This window comes from Shewanella sp. AC34-MNA-CIBAN-0136 (assembly GCF_040309945.1).
Taxonomy (GTDB): domain Bacteria; phylum Pseudomonadota; class Gammaproteobacteria; order Enterobacterales; family Shewanellaceae; genus Shewanella.
Genome location: NZ_JBEOPJ010000002.1, coordinates 59,545 through 77,131, shown reverse-complemented (window position 1 = coordinate 77,131; position 17,587 = coordinate 59,545). Strand labels below are relative to the sequence as shown.

At 41.5% G+C, this 17,587-nt stretch carries 13 protein-coding genes; 4 read left to right on the top strand and 9 right to left on the bottom strand.

The window, feature by feature from the left end; genetic code table 11:
• Positions 1 to 35 precede the first annotated feature (35 nt).
• The 3 genes from hldE (at position 36) to AAEY94_RS02040 (ending at position 3,151) form a co-directional block, all read left to right on the top strand.
• The gene (gene hldE / locus AAEY94_RS02050; protein WP_101086086.1) at positions 36 to 1,466 is read left to right on the top strand and encodes a bifunctional D-glycero-beta-D-manno-heptose-7-phosphate kinase/D-glycero-beta-D-manno-heptose 1-phosphate adenylyltransferase HldE; all 1,431 of its coding nucleotides are present in this window, start codon (positions 36 to 38) and stop codon (positions 1,464 to 1,466) included.
• A gap of 3 nt (positions 1,467 to 1,469) precedes the next feature.
• The gene (locus AAEY94_RS02045) at positions 1,470 to 2,456 is read left to right on the top strand and encodes a hypothetical protein (protein ID WP_335690722.1); all 987 of its coding nucleotides are present in this window, start codon (positions 1,470 to 1,472) and stop codon (positions 2,454 to 2,456) included.
• A 227-nt stretch (positions 2,457 to 2,683) separates the two neighbouring features.
• The gene (locus tag AAEY94_RS02040) at positions 2,684 to 3,151 is read left to right on the top strand and encodes a TetR/AcrR family transcriptional regulator (protein ID WP_162022321.1); all 468 of its coding nucleotides are present in this window, start codon (positions 2,684 to 2,686) and stop codon (positions 3,149 to 3,151) included.
• A 236-nt stretch (positions 3,152 to 3,387) separates the two neighbouring features.
• Here AAEY94_RS02040 and AAEY94_RS02035 read toward each other — a convergent pair whose 3' ends face one another.
• Entirely contained in the window at positions 3,388 to 4,086 is a 699-nt protein-coding gene (locus AAEY94_RS02035; RefSeq protein WP_101086084.1) for a DUF3581 domain-containing protein, read from the bottom strand.
• A gap of 243 nt (positions 4,087 to 4,329) precedes the next feature.
• On the bottom strand, positions 4,330 to 4,827 hold the full coding sequence (locus AAEY94_RS02030; RefSeq protein WP_174839627.1) for an Lrp/AsnC family transcriptional regulator: 498 nt from the start codon (positions 4,825 to 4,827) through the stop codon (positions 4,330 to 4,332).
• A 161-nt stretch (positions 4,828 to 4,988) separates the two neighbouring features.
• Here AAEY94_RS02030 and AAEY94_RS02025 point away from each other — a divergent pair, with 161 nt between their 5' ends.
• Positions 4,989 to 5,516, top strand: coding sequence for a peptidylprolyl isomerase (locus AAEY94_RS02025; protein WP_182744230.1), 528 nt, complete (start codon positions 4,989 to 4,991; stop codon positions 5,514 to 5,516).
• A gap of 30 nt (positions 5,517 to 5,546) precedes the next feature.
• On the opposite strand, the gene AAEY94_RS02020 is transcribed toward AAEY94_RS02025, so the two are convergent.
• The 7 genes from AAEY94_RS02020 to AAEY94_RS01990 all read right to left on the bottom strand — a co-directional run bounded on the left by AAEY94_RS02020 (position 5,547) and on the right by AAEY94_RS01990 (position 17,235).
• Entirely contained in the window at positions 5,547 to 6,698 is a 1,152-nt protein-coding gene (locus AAEY94_RS02020) for an MFS transporter (protein WP_350976897.1), read from the bottom strand.
• Between the two features lie 40 nt (positions 6,699 to 6,738).
• Entirely contained in the window at positions 6,739 to 8,451 is a 1,713-nt protein-coding gene (locus AAEY94_RS02015; protein ID WP_350976895.1) for a hydantoinase B/oxoprolinase family protein, read from the bottom strand.
• 17 nt (positions 8,452 to 8,468) lie between these two features.
• The gene (locus AAEY94_RS02010) at positions 8,469 to 10,526 is read right to left on the bottom strand and encodes a hydantoinase/oxoprolinase family protein (protein WP_350976892.1); all 2,058 of its coding nucleotides are present in this window, start codon (positions 10,524 to 10,526) and stop codon (positions 8,469 to 8,471) included.
• A gap of 57 nt (positions 10,527 to 10,583) precedes the next feature.
• Positions 10,584 to 12,743 (bottom strand): TonB-dependent receptor, encoded by a 2,160-nt coding sequence (locus AAEY94_RS02005; protein ID WP_101086080.1) that lies wholly within the window; start codon positions 12,741 to 12,743, stop codon positions 10,584 to 10,586.
• Positions 12,744 to 13,089: 346 nt separating this feature from the next.
• Positions 13,090 to 14,106: a diguanylate cyclase domain-containing protein gene (locus AAEY94_RS02000; RefSeq protein WP_350976890.1), complete on the bottom strand. Its 1,017-nt coding sequence runs from the start codon at positions 14,104 to 14,106 to the stop codon at positions 13,090 to 13,092.
• A gap of 103 nt (positions 14,107 to 14,209) precedes the next feature.
• Positions 14,210 to 15,694 carry a Re/Si-specific NAD(P)(+) transhydrogenase subunit beta gene (pntB, locus tag AAEY94_RS01995; protein WP_101086078.1) on the bottom strand — a complete coding sequence of 495 codons (1,485 nt, stop codon included), beginning with the start codon at positions 15,692 to 15,694 and terminating at the stop codon, positions 14,210 to 14,212.
• Positions 15,695 to 15,705: 11 nt separating this feature from the next.
• Positions 15,706 to 17,235: a Re/Si-specific NAD(P)(+) transhydrogenase subunit alpha gene (locus AAEY94_RS01990; RefSeq protein ID WP_192115484.1), complete on the bottom strand. Its 1,530-nt coding sequence runs from the start codon at positions 17,233 to 17,235 to the stop codon at positions 15,706 to 15,708.
• Between the last annotated feature and the right edge of the window lie 352 nt (positions 17,236 to 17,587).

The window sequence follows — 17,587 nt, the reverse complement described above, 5'->3', positions numbered from 1 at the left end:
TCACGGTTAAATTTTTACAAGACAGCGAATACACTATGAAGGTTTCTCTCCCAGCTTTTGAAAATGCGCGCGTTTTAGTGATTGGCGATGTGATGTTAGATCGCTATTGGGTAGGCCCTACGGGACGCATTTCACCCGAAGCCCCTGTACCTGTTGTTAAAATTAATCAAATTGAAGATAGACCCGGCGGCGCCGCCAACGTGGCATTAAACATTGCAACATTAGGTGGACATGTCCAGTTAGCGGGCATAGTCGGCCAAGATGAAACCGCACAAGCATTAACCCAAGGGGTAAAAGTGTTTGGGGTAGAACCGCAATGGTTAACGGTAGCAGACAAGCCGACAATTACTAAATTACGAGTATTGTCGCGTAATCAACAGTTAATCCGCTTAGATTTTGAAGAGCAATTTGATAAAGCGACTAGCCAAGCATTATTCGCGCAAAGCGAAGCCATTTTAGACAATGTCGATGTATTGGTATTGTCTGATTATGCCAAAGGCGCCATTGATGAACCTAAGGACTTTATTGCTAAAGCACGAGCCAAAGGGGTAAAGGTATTAGTTGATCCGAAAGGGCATGATTTTGCTCGTTATCACGGAGCTTCATTAATCACGCCAAACATGAGCGAATTTGAAGCGGTTGTCGGTACGGTAACCAGCGAAGATGATTTAATCGAAAAAGCACAGAAACTGATTAAGTTGCACGACTTTGACGCCATTTTAGTGACCCGTTCAGAAAAGGGCATGACGTTAGTGTCGCAAAGCCAACCCGAACTGCACATTCCGACGGTTGCACGTGAAGTTCATGATGTTACGGGAGCAGGTGATACGGTGATTTCAGCTTTGGCGACCTCAATTGCTGCCGGTGCTTCGTTAGCGCAAGCTTGTGCGATAGCCAATACTGCCGCGGGTGTGGTTGTGGGTAAACTAGGCACTTCAACGGTTAGCCGCATTGAGCTGATTCAAGCATTAGCCCTTAACCATGGCGAGTCTGGTTTTGGCGTAATGACCGAAGATCAATTAGCTTATGCAATGGATCAAGCCCGTTTACGCGGTGAGCGCATTGTCATGACCAACGGTTGTTTTGATATTTTACATGCTGGCCATGTGAGCTATTTACAGCAAGCTAAAGCCTTAGGTGATCGCCTTATTGTTGCTGTAAATGATGATAGCTCGGTGACGCGCTTAAAAGGCCCTGGACGTCCGGTTAATCCTGTCGACCGTCGTATGGCAGTTTTAGCGGGTCTAGCATCGGTAGACTGGGTAGTCCCTTTCACTGAAGACACACCACAACGTATTATTACGCGATTATTGCCAGATTCTTTAGTCAAAGGCGGCGATTACAAAGTGGAAGATATTGCTGGTGGTGCTGAAGTGATGGCTGCAGGTGGCAAGGTTGAAGTGCTTGGATTTGAAGATGGTGTATCCACTACCGCTATTATTCAAAATATTATGTCACAAAAATAGTTGATGCTTAGATACTGGCAACGGTCATTACTCAAGTTATTAAGCTGTAGCGTTGCTTGCGCGCCGTTATTGGTTGGTCACTTTGTTAATGCCGGCCAGCTTATTACGCCTCAATCTATGACCACAAATCAACTAAAAACCACAACAGTTATGGTTGAAAATGTTTTGGCGAGTGATGACATTCGCCAGGCTTATTTTATCCCAATAGCAACCAAACAAGCGCTAGTATGTTCTTTATCTTCACTGGTAAGGTGTATTGCGTTACTCCCTGCTTCATTACAACAACAAACCGCTTTTTCTGTTGCCAATATTCGCCGCGCCGTTGGGCGTAAAAGTGCGATGGTGCTGGTTGCTGAACATCACATAATAGCAGGGGTTATTGTTGTCAATCCTGCTAACAATATGGCTGAACAGAGTGGCGCAATTGGTTTAAAAACTTATCAGTTGCCATTAGCCAACCAAATACAATTAACCTTGTGGCATGAAATAGGCCATTTATATAACATTGCACTACAAGGCAGTATTTTACCCTCATCTTTAACTGAGTATCAGCATGAGTGGCTAGCGGATTTGTATCTGTTATGGCGTATTGCGCAGCATTATCAGCAGCTCGATTTAGCGTGGCAACAATTTCATCGCCGAAATCTGGCCCTTATTAACGACAGTGGTAATTTGTCGCATTGGAGCGCGCCTCAACTTCAAATTGTTCTCAATCATTATAATGCCCAACAATTGCAGCATTTTACTCACTATGAGGATTTTCTATCCGCAGTTTATCCATTAATGCCGACGTGGTCGCCGCGTGACATGGGAGAATTTTCTAGCTTAGTGCAGCGTACTTTTAGTGCGGTTCAATCTTTGCCAGGGTACATGTTTTGGCGTCAATCGGAGCTAATTCAAGTGTTGTCGCCGACCTTAGAAAGGTTAATGGGTAAGGCTGAGGCACAACGTTGGCTGAAAAATCAATTCTTAACCGAAAATAATATGTAAATTTTTGTAACCTGTTTTTATCACCTTCTGCAGCTCATTAAATTGTGATTTTTTATAACCTTTGATTTTAAAGGGTAAATAAATAGTTATCGCGATAATGTTCTGTTTTATCTTGTCTTTCTGGATATTGTACGGTTAAAAATGTTGTAAATTCGCTAATTCTTAGCAGAATTTTCTAGTTTGGTCTGGTAAGCTCTGGCACCAAAATAATTAGAGAGACCAAGTTTATGGCCAAGCGTTCACGAGTTGAAACTGAGTTAACCGTTAACCAAATTTTAGATGAAGCCTTTAAACAAATCCTCACGATTGGTTTTGAGGCGATGTCTTATACCACGCTGTCTGCCGCCACTGGAGTCAGCCGAACGGGTATCAGTCATCACTTTCCGCGTAAAACAGAATTTTTAGTGCGTTTAGATCAGCGTATCGGACAGTTTTTTATTGAAGGATTAGATTTTTCTTCGATATCGGCACTAGAGCAATCATGGGCTGAAGTTATGAAACAACCTGAACGTAAAGCAGTATTACAACTGTTTTTTAGTTTATGTGGCAGTAGTGACGAAAGCATGAAAATACTCAAATCGCTTAATATTGTCATCGAGGCTGCTGTTAGTCATTTTGCTGATGCTGGGCGTAAATGTGTTGAGCAACTTATCGGTAATAGTGCCTTGGCATTATTACAAGATGTGCCAAAGTAACTGATCAAAATTCACGAGTTTGTTACACGTACCAATTTGTTGTAAGCACCAAAAATTTTGGCTATTTAAGTTTTACCCTGTAAGTAACAAATCGGTATTAAAATTGACATTATGATCAATACGATATCTAAGAGACTATTCCATATTGGTATCTGAGCATTCAATAAATTGAATTACGCAGGTATCGTTATGGAATGGTATTTCGTGAACGATGAACATCGCTCACGTATCTTGGTTTACGCCAGCTTTCTACTTTCATATCTGTCGCACATTTGCTGCGCTTGCTCGTCATCAAAAGCACGTAAGCCGCTTAATACTAATGTTTTGACTCCGCTACCAATCACTTTTCCTTCGCTTTGCAGTTCAAAGGTGAGGGTGACATCGCCACGCTTACCATCAATCGCTAAGTCTTGTTTGATAAGGTGCAAATTGATGGTGCTGAAATCAAAATGGTCTAAATGAAATGACATGCTTTCATAAATCACTAATGGGCGATCAGGGTTAATCATAACCTTGTATTGCTTCATCATCGGCACAAGTACGTGGATAAAGTTCAATCCTGAAAAAGCAACATAACTTTTAATAAATGCCGCTGTTTGAATATCACATTGGCACACTTCACCTTGACGCTCAATATGCAGATATTCTTTGCCTTTGGTGTCGCTAATGCTGAATTTATTGGCCACATTTTTATCGATGTGCAGCTCAACGTTATCACCGACCATGCCGGCAAACTTAAACTGCATGTTTTGGCTTAAGCCGTATTGGGTCAGCACTAGTGCAAATAATAAATCGCCAGGGACACAAAAGCGTTTAGCGCCCACATCGTGTATAGGGTTGAAATCTCCAGCGATTTTTTTGGCGAAGTCACTGGCTTGTTGAGCCGAAATAAACACGCTTTGATCTTGCTTAGTAAAATAAGGTGATAAAAACATAAAGAATAATTCTTATTAGTCAGTTGTCTGCTATCGCACAGCAGCGGTTTGTTACTGATTATGCAGCAATAAACATGCTTTTGGACAACAATATATTAATAAAATAGTTAATTGAGCCAGAGTGTACTTTAAAACATCAATTAAACTCACCCGATGACTAGGCTGTACATCTTTCGCTTCAATTAAAACGTATTTGACTTGAACGAAAATTAATCAGTAAAGAACAACAGACCTAGACTCTAATTACATACCTTTCCATTGCAAATTATTCAAGGGGTATCCACCAAACCACTTTGGCTCATCGAGTACGAAATGAGAGGTGATATTTTCGATGCCTAAATCTGCTTGTAAAAGCTCATCACAAAAGTCATTAAATTCTTCAATAGAAGTGCAAATGACAAAAGCGATATAATCAATTCCACCATTCACTCTTAAGCAGTCGACTATTTGAGGGTATTTTTTTGCAGAACGCTCGAAAATAGAGCAGTTTTGGTAGGTGTTACTCTTTAGCTTAATATTGATATAGGCTTTTACATTAACGCAGAGTTTATTGATATCTAACGCCATAACATACTGTAATATATAGCCACAATCTTCCATCGCTTTTACTCGTTGCAGGCATGCGCTGGGTGACAAACCTACCCGTTCAGATAATTCGTTATTACTAATTCGAGAGTTATTCTGTAGTTCAATAAGAATATTTCGATTTATTTTATCCAGTTTGACAGGTTTTTTTATCATTCATCTTGTCCTTTTATGCCTTGCAAAAGAATAACCTGATTTGTAGGCATTATTCACCAAATAACTCAAAATAATTAACATGTTTCCGATTAAAATTTTTAATAAATATATGATAATTATTAAATTATAATTATTAAATTATAATTTTCTGGAGAGTATAGATGATACATAACCCAAAAGTAAAAATACACACTGACATTGGCGACCTCATCGTTACTCTATACGCTGATAAAGCACCCGTAACAGTCAGTAACTTCTTAAATTATGTCCAACAAAAACGATTCAATAACTCGACGATATTTCGAATTGTCACTGAAAGTAATGCTGAGCAGCCTGAAGATGCCAATACAAAAATTCAAGTGATCCAAGCAGGATTACCGCCCGAACATCCCTTACTTTTACCGCCGATAATCCATGAGTCAACAAAAGATTCTGGGCTTTCACACACTCATGGCACCATCTCGATGGCGAGATTTGAACCAGGTAGTGCTGATGGTAGCTTCTTTTTCTGTATTGGCGATCAATTAGAACTTGATTATGGTGGTAAACGTTATAGTGACGGCCTTGGTTTCGCTGCTTTTGGCCGAATTACTGACGGGATAGACGCGTTAACAAGTATTTTTGAACAGGCAGAGCCACAAGAGTATCTTAAGAATGAAATCACTATAAAATCAATAGCCTTGATTTGATTTCAAGGCTATTTCGTTTATGGGATAGCCTTATTTTGATTGGTAAGCTAGAGGGATCATTAATATAAAACACGCAACAAAACAGATAGATCCCATTACATTTACCCCTAAGTAGCTAAAGTCTAACATAATTTTACTTGCCACAATCGGACCAACAATGTAACCAACACCAACCCAAGTTTGGGCTGCAGTAATATATTTTCCTGAGTGGTCGGCATCTGAAATAATCGCAAAAGTTCTTGCGCCAACAATACTCCAAAAGAAGCTGAATATACTTAACAAAGCTAAATATTTAAATTCACTGACGTCAAAAGACACAACAATCAAACAAGCACTCATCAACACAATAGAGAGTAGTAACAACAAGGTGCTCTTGCCTTTAATATTTAACCAAGCAAAAAATAGCGCCCCCAATAAGCCCGCTATCATAGCAAGGGCGAGTGCTTGAGAAACATAATCTAACGACAATCCTGCATCCGTACCTACAAAGGAAATGTAACTCCACGTACCGCCTATACCGATGTAAAAACAAAATAAACCAGCAAGTGCGATAAGAAAGTATCGCGTGGGAATTGTGTTTATAACGTCATCATTTGTAAGCTTATCTTTGTAGCTTTGGCTGTTTTTGGGTAAATTGTTGATGACAAATAATGGTGTTAAATAAAATATTGCCATGGCGACAAATACCCCCTGTAGCCCAGCAAATTGATAAATAGGTGTAACAGCTACCAGCCCGAGTGCTTGCACGGCAACGACCACCGCGGTATAAAACCCAAACCAACGATTTGGGTTAGTCGTCATCCCGATTGAAGTGATGCCAACGGCCACGAGTAAACCTTCACCAATGCCTGCTATAACTCGAATGAGGCACAACACCAAAAAATCACCGGTATAGGCTGATGCCAAATTTGCACAGCAACTCAGTAATACTCCGGCAATGACGATATTCCTGAAATTAAGCTTTGCAACAAATGTTGAAAATACGAGGGTAGCCATCACGATGCCCATCGCATCGGTAGCGGCTAAATACCCCACTTGCACATTTGTCAGCTTCATTGTTAATGCAATAACTTCTAAATATACAGGCAAAAATAATAGTACTAAGTAACCAATTGGAGCGGTTAATAAGCCTGCTAAACCAAATGCAAAATCTTTGGTTTTATGAATTGGTAATGTAGACATATAATCCTTTTGTTTTTAGAAGTCTTAACATTCAATAAAGTTACTGATTATATTGGTATATTTCTATAGCTTCCTGTTCGGAAATAAATCCATTAACAATATCTTTAGTGATAGATTGTGCTGAACGTTTTAATGGGTCTCCCCAACCGCCACCATTGCCAGTGACTAAGCGTATTAAGTCACCTTTCTCTAAAGGATATCGGCTTTTTCGACTGAATCTAGCTTTTTCATTGCCATCACTATCAATAATCGCGATATAGTTACAAGAACCGTTCTGGCCACCATTGGTTCCCCATGTTGGTGTGATCCCTCGACCAAAAAAGCTCGAAATATCAGCTCCATCACCTAATATGCGATACTCGAGAATAACCCCTTTACCACCGCGAAATTCACCACAACCAGCACTATCTGGATTAAATTCATAGCGCTCAACGCGAACACCATAACGCTCTTCAGTGATCTCTATGGGTATATTGCTCGTTTCGCCATTGCCAACACAGAACTGACCAGACTCACCATCTTTGATGATATTTGCTCCCCAACCACCGACTAATGGTTCAACCAACAAAAATGGTTCTTTTGTCAGAGGATTAATTCCCGATAAGCTTATTGTGCACACAGAGCCAAATTGACCAGCAGTTAATACTTCTGGAATGGCAGAGGAGAGTGCTTTACGGATCACATCCGCCGCACAAACCATTGACTCAAAATAGGATGAAACAGGAGCAGGGCGCTGGGCTGTTAATATTGTGCCCTCTGGACACTCTACTCTAAGACGTCTAAAGCAACCGTCAGTAGCCGCTGCATTGGGCTTTACAACGCCCATAAATACTTCTCTCGCTGCCGAAACAAGCACACCCATAGTGCAATTAATTGGCCCAAGTGCTTGTTTTGACGAACCTGTAAAATCACAAATAAACTCTTCATCAGTGATAGTGACTTTGACTTTAATGACAAAGGGGCCGTGTCCCATACCATCTTCGTCGATAATGTCTTCAGCATAAAAGTCGCCTTTGGGTAACGTTTTAAACTTTTCAAACACCATGGTATCGCCGTGATCTAATAGTTTATCAATTGCTGTTAATGTTGTTTCTTGTCCATATTTTTCTATCAAAGATAAAAAGCGCTGCTCACCTACTTTTAATGATGCCGCACAGGCTTTTAAATCACCCAAGGTCATTTCCGGTAAGCGCACATTTGCTTCAATCAAATCTAACAGCGATTGATTTGCAATGCCTTGTTCATACACTTTGATACCCGGGAACTGAAGGCCTTCTTGGTAAATAGAGGTTGCATCAGCACTGTAGCTTCCAGGGTCTTTGCCGCCAACCTCAGTCCAATGCGCTTTATTTGCCGTCCATGCAACCAATGTATGCTGATAAAATATAGGACGGATCATACACACATCGGATAAATGAGTGCCTCCGCCTGAGTATGGGTCATTTAAGATGAATACATCATCGGCATAAATATTATTGGCATCAAACTTTTCAATGATGCGCTGCACTGCAGCGTCGAGTGTTCCTATAAAACCCGGAATACCGTTACCTTGTGATATTAATCGCCCTTGGGCATCTGTTACCCCAATGCCATAATCTAATGATTCATAAATAATGGGGCTTTTACTGCTGCGCTTCAACGCTAAAAACATTTCTTCGCCAATCGCGATTAAGGCATTTTTAATGATTTCTATAGTAAAAATATCAACAGATTTAGGCTGCTGAGGTTCCTTGTTGGCTTGAATTATTGTCATGTTTAAAGTCCTTTAACTTAATACGTTAAGTGGATATGTATGCCACCAAAAGCATCTATTTCTACTTTGTTGTCGGGCAGAATGACTGTCGTAGTCGTTGGTTCTTCAATAATGGCTGGCCCTGAGAATTTCATACCGTGAGTCAATAATTCACGATTATAAAGAGGGGTGTTGTGGGTTCCCAATTCATCGAAATCGACATCGCGTTGGCCAATAATCGCAGTAGAGGCATCTGCACTTTCGCTTTTTGCTACTGGGGTAATTTCAGCTTTATCTAATAGACCAAATGCAACCAAATGAATGTTGACAATTTCTATCGCTGAATCTTCAAGATTGAAGGTATATTCTTGCTCGTGAGCTTGATGGAAACGTTGGGATAAAGTATCAATAAAGTCTTTATTTTCGAGCGTTAACCCTGGAACAGGTATTTTTACGGTATGTTCTTGGCCATGATAACGAGCATCAACATAAAGCTCTAACATCACTTTATCTTCACTAAAACCATCTTCTTTGTAGTCTGCTAATGCATTGGTTATCACGCCATCAAAAGCTTTACCAATGTCTGTTTTGCTATCATTGGTAATACTGATTTTATGGGTGTGAATATAATCTCGACGTAAATCAAGCATCAGCATTCCCCATGCTGAAAACACCCCTGCAAAGGGCGGAATAATGACCTTTCGAACATTAAGTTCTTTTGCTAGCGCAGTGGCGTGTAAAGCCCCGCCGCCGCCGAATGCCATCAGTGAAAAGTCGCGTGGATCAAAACCTCTGTTTACCGAAATAAGCTTAAGAGCATTAACCATGTTTGAATTTGCAATTTTCAATACACCATGTGCAATTTCCATGGCGGTGACACCAAGCGTATCACCGAGCTTTTTGAAGGCGTTATGCACAGCTTGTTGAGCAGGTTTGATTTCTCCACCCGCAAAGTTGTCGGGATTAATTCGTCCCGTATAAAGATTGGCATCTGTTGTCGTAGGTTCTGTACCATTACGACCATAAGCCACAGGTCCAGGCGTTGAACCGGCACTTTTTGGCCCGACATGTAAACTACCTGCAGCATCTATCCAGGCAATACTGCCCCCACCATTACCTATTTCAACGATATCAATGACGGGGGTTTTTATGGGATAACCTGCTGTGCTCTGTGTTTTTTCGAGCATATATTCGGTGGTGATCCGCGTCTCACCTTGGTTAATGAGTGAGCATTTTGCTGTTGTACCTCCAATATCTAAAGCTAGCAGGTTTTCGTCACCGATAACTTTACCGTATGCTACAGCGCCTAAAATCCCGCCTACAGGGCCTGACTCTACAAGTGTAATAGGATTTTTACAGGCGGCCTTTAAGGTTGCAATACCGCCATTTGACTGCATGATGTAAGGTGCATTTTTTAATCCCTTTTCGGCGAGTTTTTCATTCAGTTTATTTAAGTATTGCTGAGCGGGTGGGAGCACATATGCTGATAATACTGTGGTGTTCGTTCGCTCATATTCTCTCCACTCCGATGAAATTTCATAAGAGGCAATAACATCCACTTCAGGCCAGTATTTTTGGATCGCTATTACGGCTGCTTTTTCATGCTCATTATTCAAATAAGAATGTAAAAAACACACCGCAATAGCCTGAATATCTAGGGATTTAAAGTACGTTAAGATCTCTGGTAATAATGAGAGATCAAGCGGCGTTATTTCTCGGCCTAAATGGTCTAAGCGTCCGGGGAGTTCTCTGCGTAAATGGCGCTCAACAAAAGGCGTTGGTTTTTGATAGCAATTGTTAAAAATATCAGGGGTGTTACCCCGGGCTATTTCTAACACATCACGAAATCCTTGAGTGGTAATTAACGCTGTTTTCACGCCTTTACGCTCGGTAATCGCGTTGATAACCACGGTTGAACCGTGTGCAAAAAAGTCGACATCGGCTAACGATATATTTGCTTTATCAACAGTATTGATCACCCCTTGCTCAAAATTAGGTGGGGTAGTATCACTTTTAACCGCTTTTACTGTGCCTTGTTCAATGTAAACAAGATCAGTAAACGTACCACCGACATCAGTCGCAACTCTAATCGTCATAATAATCTCTTTAAATAAATCAGAAAGGGTCGCCATATACATGGGCGACCCTAAAACCTAGAATGAATACTTAGCTTGAACCCCAACTTGTCGAGGGCTGTTTTGCATGCGAATTAATGGGTTATATAGGAATACTGTTTCTGGAGATTGCTCATCTAAGATATTGTTGGCAAACAATGAAACTGACCACGACTCATTATTGATGGTGAAATTAGCGTTGAGGTAGGTGTGAGAGTCTGTTTCTCCGGTATCATCATTGTAGATATCAAAGCTTCTTGGCCCGACAGTGTTAAATGCTAAGCGTGAGCTTAGTAACCAGTCTTTATGTAATTCAGTGTAATGAGTAATAGAGCCATTAAAGTTAAACTTAGAGACGTAAGGCATTGTACCACCTTCAGTTTCTTGTAAATCACGCCCTGATAAGATGTCAGTTCCTTTATTTTCAGTTATTTCGTTATCAATATAACCAGCCCCAAAAGACACTTTAATGTCTTCAGTCACATTGGCAGATAACTCTAGTTCTAATCCATTAATGATCACTTCATCGATATTTAAGTTTTCTAGGGTGAAAGTAGACGGGTTTAAACGCGTAAACTGAGCATCTTGCTGAACAATTCTAAAGGCCGCTAGATTTAACCAAATGGTGTCATCAAGCCAAGTTGTTTTAGAGCCAATTTCAATTGTGTCGGACACTTCTTTATCATATTGACGATTGACGGTAGGTGAGTATTCATTAAAACCACCACTTCTGAAGCCTTTTGAATAGGTGGTGTAAAGTAAAACATCGGGCGTATATTGCCAAGCAAGTGAGGCTTTAGGTTGGAGTTGGCTATAGGTTTGTTCGGCTTTTGATGCCGCTTTATCGCGTTCATCATATGCTTCGCGTGTTTCTGAGTCATACCTTAATGCAAATGTTAACTCTAAATCATCGGTAATATCATAATTACCTTGCCCAAAAAAGGCATAGGCGTAACTGTCTAGGACTGTTTTTTCACCTTCTAATACCAGAGAAGGATCTGAAGCCATTAGTGCTTTTACATCATTGTAGGTCACAAGTTCTGTTGGTGTGACATCAATAACCTGGTCATATGAAACATACCTGTCTTTTGTTTCTGCAAAACTGCCTAAGGCCCAACTAAATCCATCGTTGCTCTCTGAGACAAATCTCACTTCGAGATTCTCTGAACTTTCTTTTATCGGGTTGATTTGTGTTATTGGGAAATAAAAGTTTTCCTCGCTTGCGTCGGAGTGAGTAAAATCACCATCAGCAAAAAACTCAATATCTGAATCATTTGCAGAAAGCACTACTACCAATTTACCTAGGTCAAATTGACTTTCCAGTTTAGAGGATAAAAACCACATTTCTGAAATATCTTCACCGATTGCATTGCTATCGTTTTCAATACTAAAATCTTCTAACTCGTCGGCGGAAATCCTCGCCATATAATTACTCCCCTGTCTACTGTTGGAGTAGTTACCTCGAAAAGTGATATCTGTATCGTCAGTCATCAAATAGTGAAGCATTCCTTGGAAGCCATATGCGCTGTCAACAAAGTCGACATCTTCGTTGAAGTGAGCATTATCTATTTGCCCATCACTGTCGCGATAGTTTGCAGATATACGGTAATAAAGTTTGTCTTCAATGACAGCGCCACTCAAGGCTGAATTTAGCTTAACTTCATTCCCTTCGGCATATGATGCCTGTACTGAACCTTCAGTTTCATCGGTTGGGGCTTTAGTGATGATATTAACCGCTCCACCGATAGCATTTTTTCCATAGAGTGCCCCTTGAGGGCCTCTTAAGACTTCAATGCGTTCAATGTTATGCAATCCCTGGTTTATAAATTCTAAATTGGGTACGGTCACTCCATCAACCACATAGGCAATTGGAGCTTCGCCTACTTGAGGAGTTATTAGGCCACGAACGGTGATGAAATTTAAACCAGATCGAAAGTTTTTAGATACATCAAGATTAGGTGTCAGGGCGGCAAAGTCTTTGATTGTTTCTATTCTTGCTTGGGCAACTTCAGAAGCATTTATGACAGTGACTGAGTCTGGGATTTGTTGCAGTGTTTCCACTCGCCCGCGAGAAGTCACAACGATCTTTTCCATTTCGGCATTCTCTGCCTCCTGCGCATAAGCATGGTTTGTGACAACCAATGAATTTGCAATGGCGAGTGCGAGTGTCGTCTGAAAAAAAAGCTTACTTCTGCTCATACCTTTCCCCTGTAATATTATTATCGCTTTCTAATTTTCGTTAACTATAACCTAACGTGTTTTTAACAAAAAAATTACGATGATTAAGTAGTTGAAACAAAAATAATTGCTTAATTTTGTATTGAAAACGAATTATATGTTTTGAACATTTAGGGTGTTTTATTGAATTTATCGTGAATACAAACTGTTGAGTTGGATTTTGACTTTGATAACGTTAATTAAAATTCAAGCTGACAACAGTAAGGTCGAACAGTAAATTAACATCAATTTGATTATGTCAAATTCTGTCGGCGGGAATGATTTGTCGATTATTAATATCGTCTTATCTGAGGGGGCAAGGCAAATTTTACCAAAATAAGAAATTATGTTTACCGTGTTTTTTAATGCTGTACATGGCTTTATCGGCTTGCTCACAAACATTAGTGAACTCGTCTAATTCATCAAATAAGCTGATGCCAATACTGAGGCCTACTTTAATGCTTTCACCCTCCAATTCGATAGGATGTTGATAGTGTGACAGCAAGGTTTTAGCCAATGCGGTTAATCGTTCCACATCATTGCAATGAACTAAAATGACAAACTCATCACCACCAAAACGTGCCACATGATGAAGTGGGTTTTGTGTTGAGTCTGCAGTGCTAAACAGTTGATCGCATATTTGCGCAATATCGTTGGCAATATGGATTAATAAACTATCGCCATATCGATGGCCTAAGTGGTCATTAATTATCTTAAAACCGTCCAAATCGATAAAGCACAGCGCGCCTTGATGTGTACTGTGAGTGCTTTTTCCTTGTTCAAAGGCAGCAATGAGTGCATTTCGATTGAGTAAATTAGTTAACGGATCACGATGAGCGAGTTTGGCTAAATCTTGTTCGTAGCGCTTTTCTTGAGTGACATCAATATGAGTGCCCATAATACGAAGCGGTTCACCGTTAATACCATATTCAATAATACGCCCACGGTCAGACACCCATGCAACAGTGCCATCTTTGTGCACCATGCGATGCACGGCTTGATAAATTTCAGCATTACCGGCTACATGACTTTCAAAGGCTTGTATCACCCAGTCTTTATCTTCCGGGTGGAGATTATTTTTCCAGCTGCTGATATGGGCCGGTAACTCTTCACGGGTAAAACCGAGCAGATGACCCCACTGTTGATTAAAAATAGTCAGGTTTCCGCTGGGAATATGTTGCTCCCATAGACATAAACCAGTGCCATCAAGCGTAGCGTTGAGTTGCTCGTTTACTCGTTTATTGAGCAGCGAAAGCCGATTATTCTCGTATTCTAGTCGCTTGATTTTCTGCTTATGCTGCTCTAGTTCCAGCTGTAATTGAGCAATAATATCCTGCTGTTCCATGAATAACTGATAATCCTTTAAGTCCAATGGACCCAGTTTAGCGGGTTATTAAACAAAAAAACACCAGCATTGATTGCTGGTGTTTTGTTTGCCACAAGTTGATTTATAAGGCTTTAAGGATTGCTTCTACACTGTCCTTCGCATCGCCAAACAACATTTGGGTATTGTCTTTAAAGAACAATGGATTTTGTACACCGGCATAACCTGTGTTCATTGAACGTTTAAAGCCAATCACGTTTTGCGCTTTCCACACTTCTAACACCGGCATGCCAGCAATAGGACTAGTAGGATCTTCCATCGCCGCTGGGTTAACCGTATCGTTAGCGCCAATGACGAGCACGGTATCAGTACTGCTAAAGTCTTCGTTGATTTCGTCCATTTCTAACACGATATCGTAAGGCACTTTAGCTTCTGCCAATAGTACGTTCATGTGGCCAGGTAAACGCCCTGCAACAGGGTGAATACCAAAGCGAACTTTTATCCCCAACGCGCGCAGCTTTTTAGTGATTTCAGCTACTGGATATTGCGCTTGAGCCACCGCCATACCATAACCTGGGGTGATGATGACTGAGTCTGACGCTTTTAGCATATCAGCGACATCTTCTGCGGTTGTTTCGCGGTATTCGCCCACAGTGTCATCGCCAGTTGATACTGCAGCATCGTTACCAAAACCACCGGCAATAACAGAAATGAACGAGCGGTTCATGGCTTTACACATAATGTAAGACAGAATCGCACCCGATGAGCCCACAAGCGCACCAACAACAATTAGAAGGTCATTAGATAACATGAAACCTGCTGCTGCCGCTGCCCAGCCTGAATATGAGTTCAGCATTGAAACCACAACTGGCATGTCTGCGCCGCCAATTGATGCGACTAAATGCCAACCAAATGCAAACGCGATTAAGGTCATCAAGATGATTGGTGTCACTGCACCACCCGCCTGAACGAATATCACCATTAGAATAAACGACACCACAACGGCCAATAAATTTAATTTATGACGATGAGGTAGCATAAGTGCTTTTGATGAAACCAAACCACGTAGCTTAGCAAACGCCACAATAGAGCCTGTGAAGGTGACTGCACCAATAAAGATGCCTAAAAATACTTCCACTAAGTGAATGTTAAGCATGGCACCGGTTAGATGCTCAGTTTGTTGGGCTTTGCTTGCTTCAGCAAATGCAGCTTTTGCGGTTTCTAGTGTGGTGTTGAGGTCTTGCCCCATGACCACGACAATTTCAGACACTTCGTGTGGTTGGATATCAATAAAGCTATTAAAGCCCACTAATACCGCAGCTAGACCCACAAAGCTGTGCAAAATCGCGACGAGCTCTGGCATTTCAGTCATTTCGACTTTTAATGCTAAGCGAATACCAATCGATCCACCAATGACCATGGCGAGAATAATCCATTCTACGCCGCTTGTAGCAGGATTGAGTATGGTTGCAATAAGCGCAATCGCCATACCAATAATGCCAAATAAATTACCATTTTTAGCAGTTTCTTGTTTTGATAACCCAGCTAAACTGAGAATAAAAAACACCGCGGCAATGATATAAGATGCTGTAACCAGTCCTTGAGACACGATATGACTCCTTAATCTTTACGGAACATCTTCAGCATGCGCTGAGTGACGGTAAACCCGCCAAAGATGTTAATACTGGCAATAAGCACCGCGACAAACGCAAGCGCCGTGACTAATGCTGAACCCTGGCCTATTTGCAATAACGCCCCGACCACAATAATGCCTGAAATAGCATTAGTGACCGACATTAACGGCGTATGCAATGAGTGCGACACATTCCACACCACGTAATACCCCACCACACACGATAGGATGAACACGGTGAAATGCGACAAGAACTCAGCGGGCGCAACTGACGCCACTGCAGCAAAACCGGCTAGACCTAACACAGCTAAAATGTATTTAAGTTTTGACGGTACTTTGTCAACTTTGGCAGCTTTAGGCTCGATACTCGCTGCTGGTTTTTGCGGTGCCGCAGACACTGAAATTGCCGGTGGTGGGAAAGTAATTTCGCCGCCACGAGTCACGGTCATGTTGCGCATGACCACATCATCAAAATCGAGCACTGCATTGCCGTCTTTGGCTTTACACATTAACTTCATCAAGTTGACTAAGTTGGTGCCATAAAGTTGTGACGATTGCGCCGGTAAACGACCGGGTAAGTCGGTATAACCCAATACTTTTACGCCGTTTTCTGTAATAAAACGTTCGCCAGTGACGGTGTATTCACAGTTACCGCCAGTTGCTGCCGCTAAATCGACAATCACTGAGCCCGGTTTCATGGTATCGACCATGTCTTTGGTGATCAGCTTTGGCGCAGGACGACCAGGAATTAATGCGGTGGTAATGATGATGTCGACGTCTTTGGCTTGTTCGGCAAACAGTGCCATTTCAGCAGCAATAAACTCTTCTGACATGGTTTTAGCATAGCCGTCAGACGAGCCGCCTTCATTGTTTTCAAATTCAAGCTTTAAGAAGCTACCGCCCATTGACTCAATTTGCTCAGCCACTTCAAGGCGAGTATCAAATGCGCGCACTATGGCCCCTAGCGAGCCCGCAGTGCCAATAGCAGCAAGTCCGGCTACACCTGCGCCAATAACCAACACTTTGGCTGGTGGCACTTTACCTGCTGCAGTAATTTGCCCGGTAAAGAAACGACCAAATTCGTGGGCAGCTTCGATCACTGCGCGATAACCACCAATGTTGGCCATCGATGATAAGGCATCGAGTGATTGGGCGCGTGAGATGCGTGGCACCATGTCCATCGCCATCACGGTAATATTGTGACTTGATAGCTTTTCAACAAGCTCAGGGTTTTGGGCTGGCCAAATAAAACTCACCAACGTTGTGCCTGGTTTCATTTTGGCAATTTCGTCATCGGACGGTGCATTCACTTTAAAAATAAAGTCAGCGTCGTACACATTGTCGACCACATCCGCCCCAGCGGCTTCAAATGCAGCATTATCAAAGCTCGACTTCACACCTGCCTGTGCTTCAATTGCCACACTAAAGCCGAGTTTTATTAGCTGTACCACAGTGGCTGGAGTCGCGGCGACTCGAGTTTCACCTTCGATACTTTCTCTCGGTATTCCAATCTGCATGACTGTTTCCTGATGGTTAATAAAAAGACCGTCTATTGTTGTTCCCCATCAATAGACCATTCCGTTTGAGTATTTCTGCCTCACATGCTGCACTTTGAAGATAGAAAAAGAGCAGCATATGACCATTGAAGTCGGGTAAACTATTTAGCCAATGGCATTACGTTGACACAGTTACATTATATTTGCATGTCGTTTTACTCAGAGAACAATCAACCTGATAATTATTCATCAGTTAATTGGCGCTCCTAGCTTGCGACATGAGGCATGTTCGGTACAAGTGCCTTTAGGCTAATTAAAGGTTTTTAAATTAAGGTAATTTAAAAACTTTTAACTGCGCCACACTTTTGTAGCT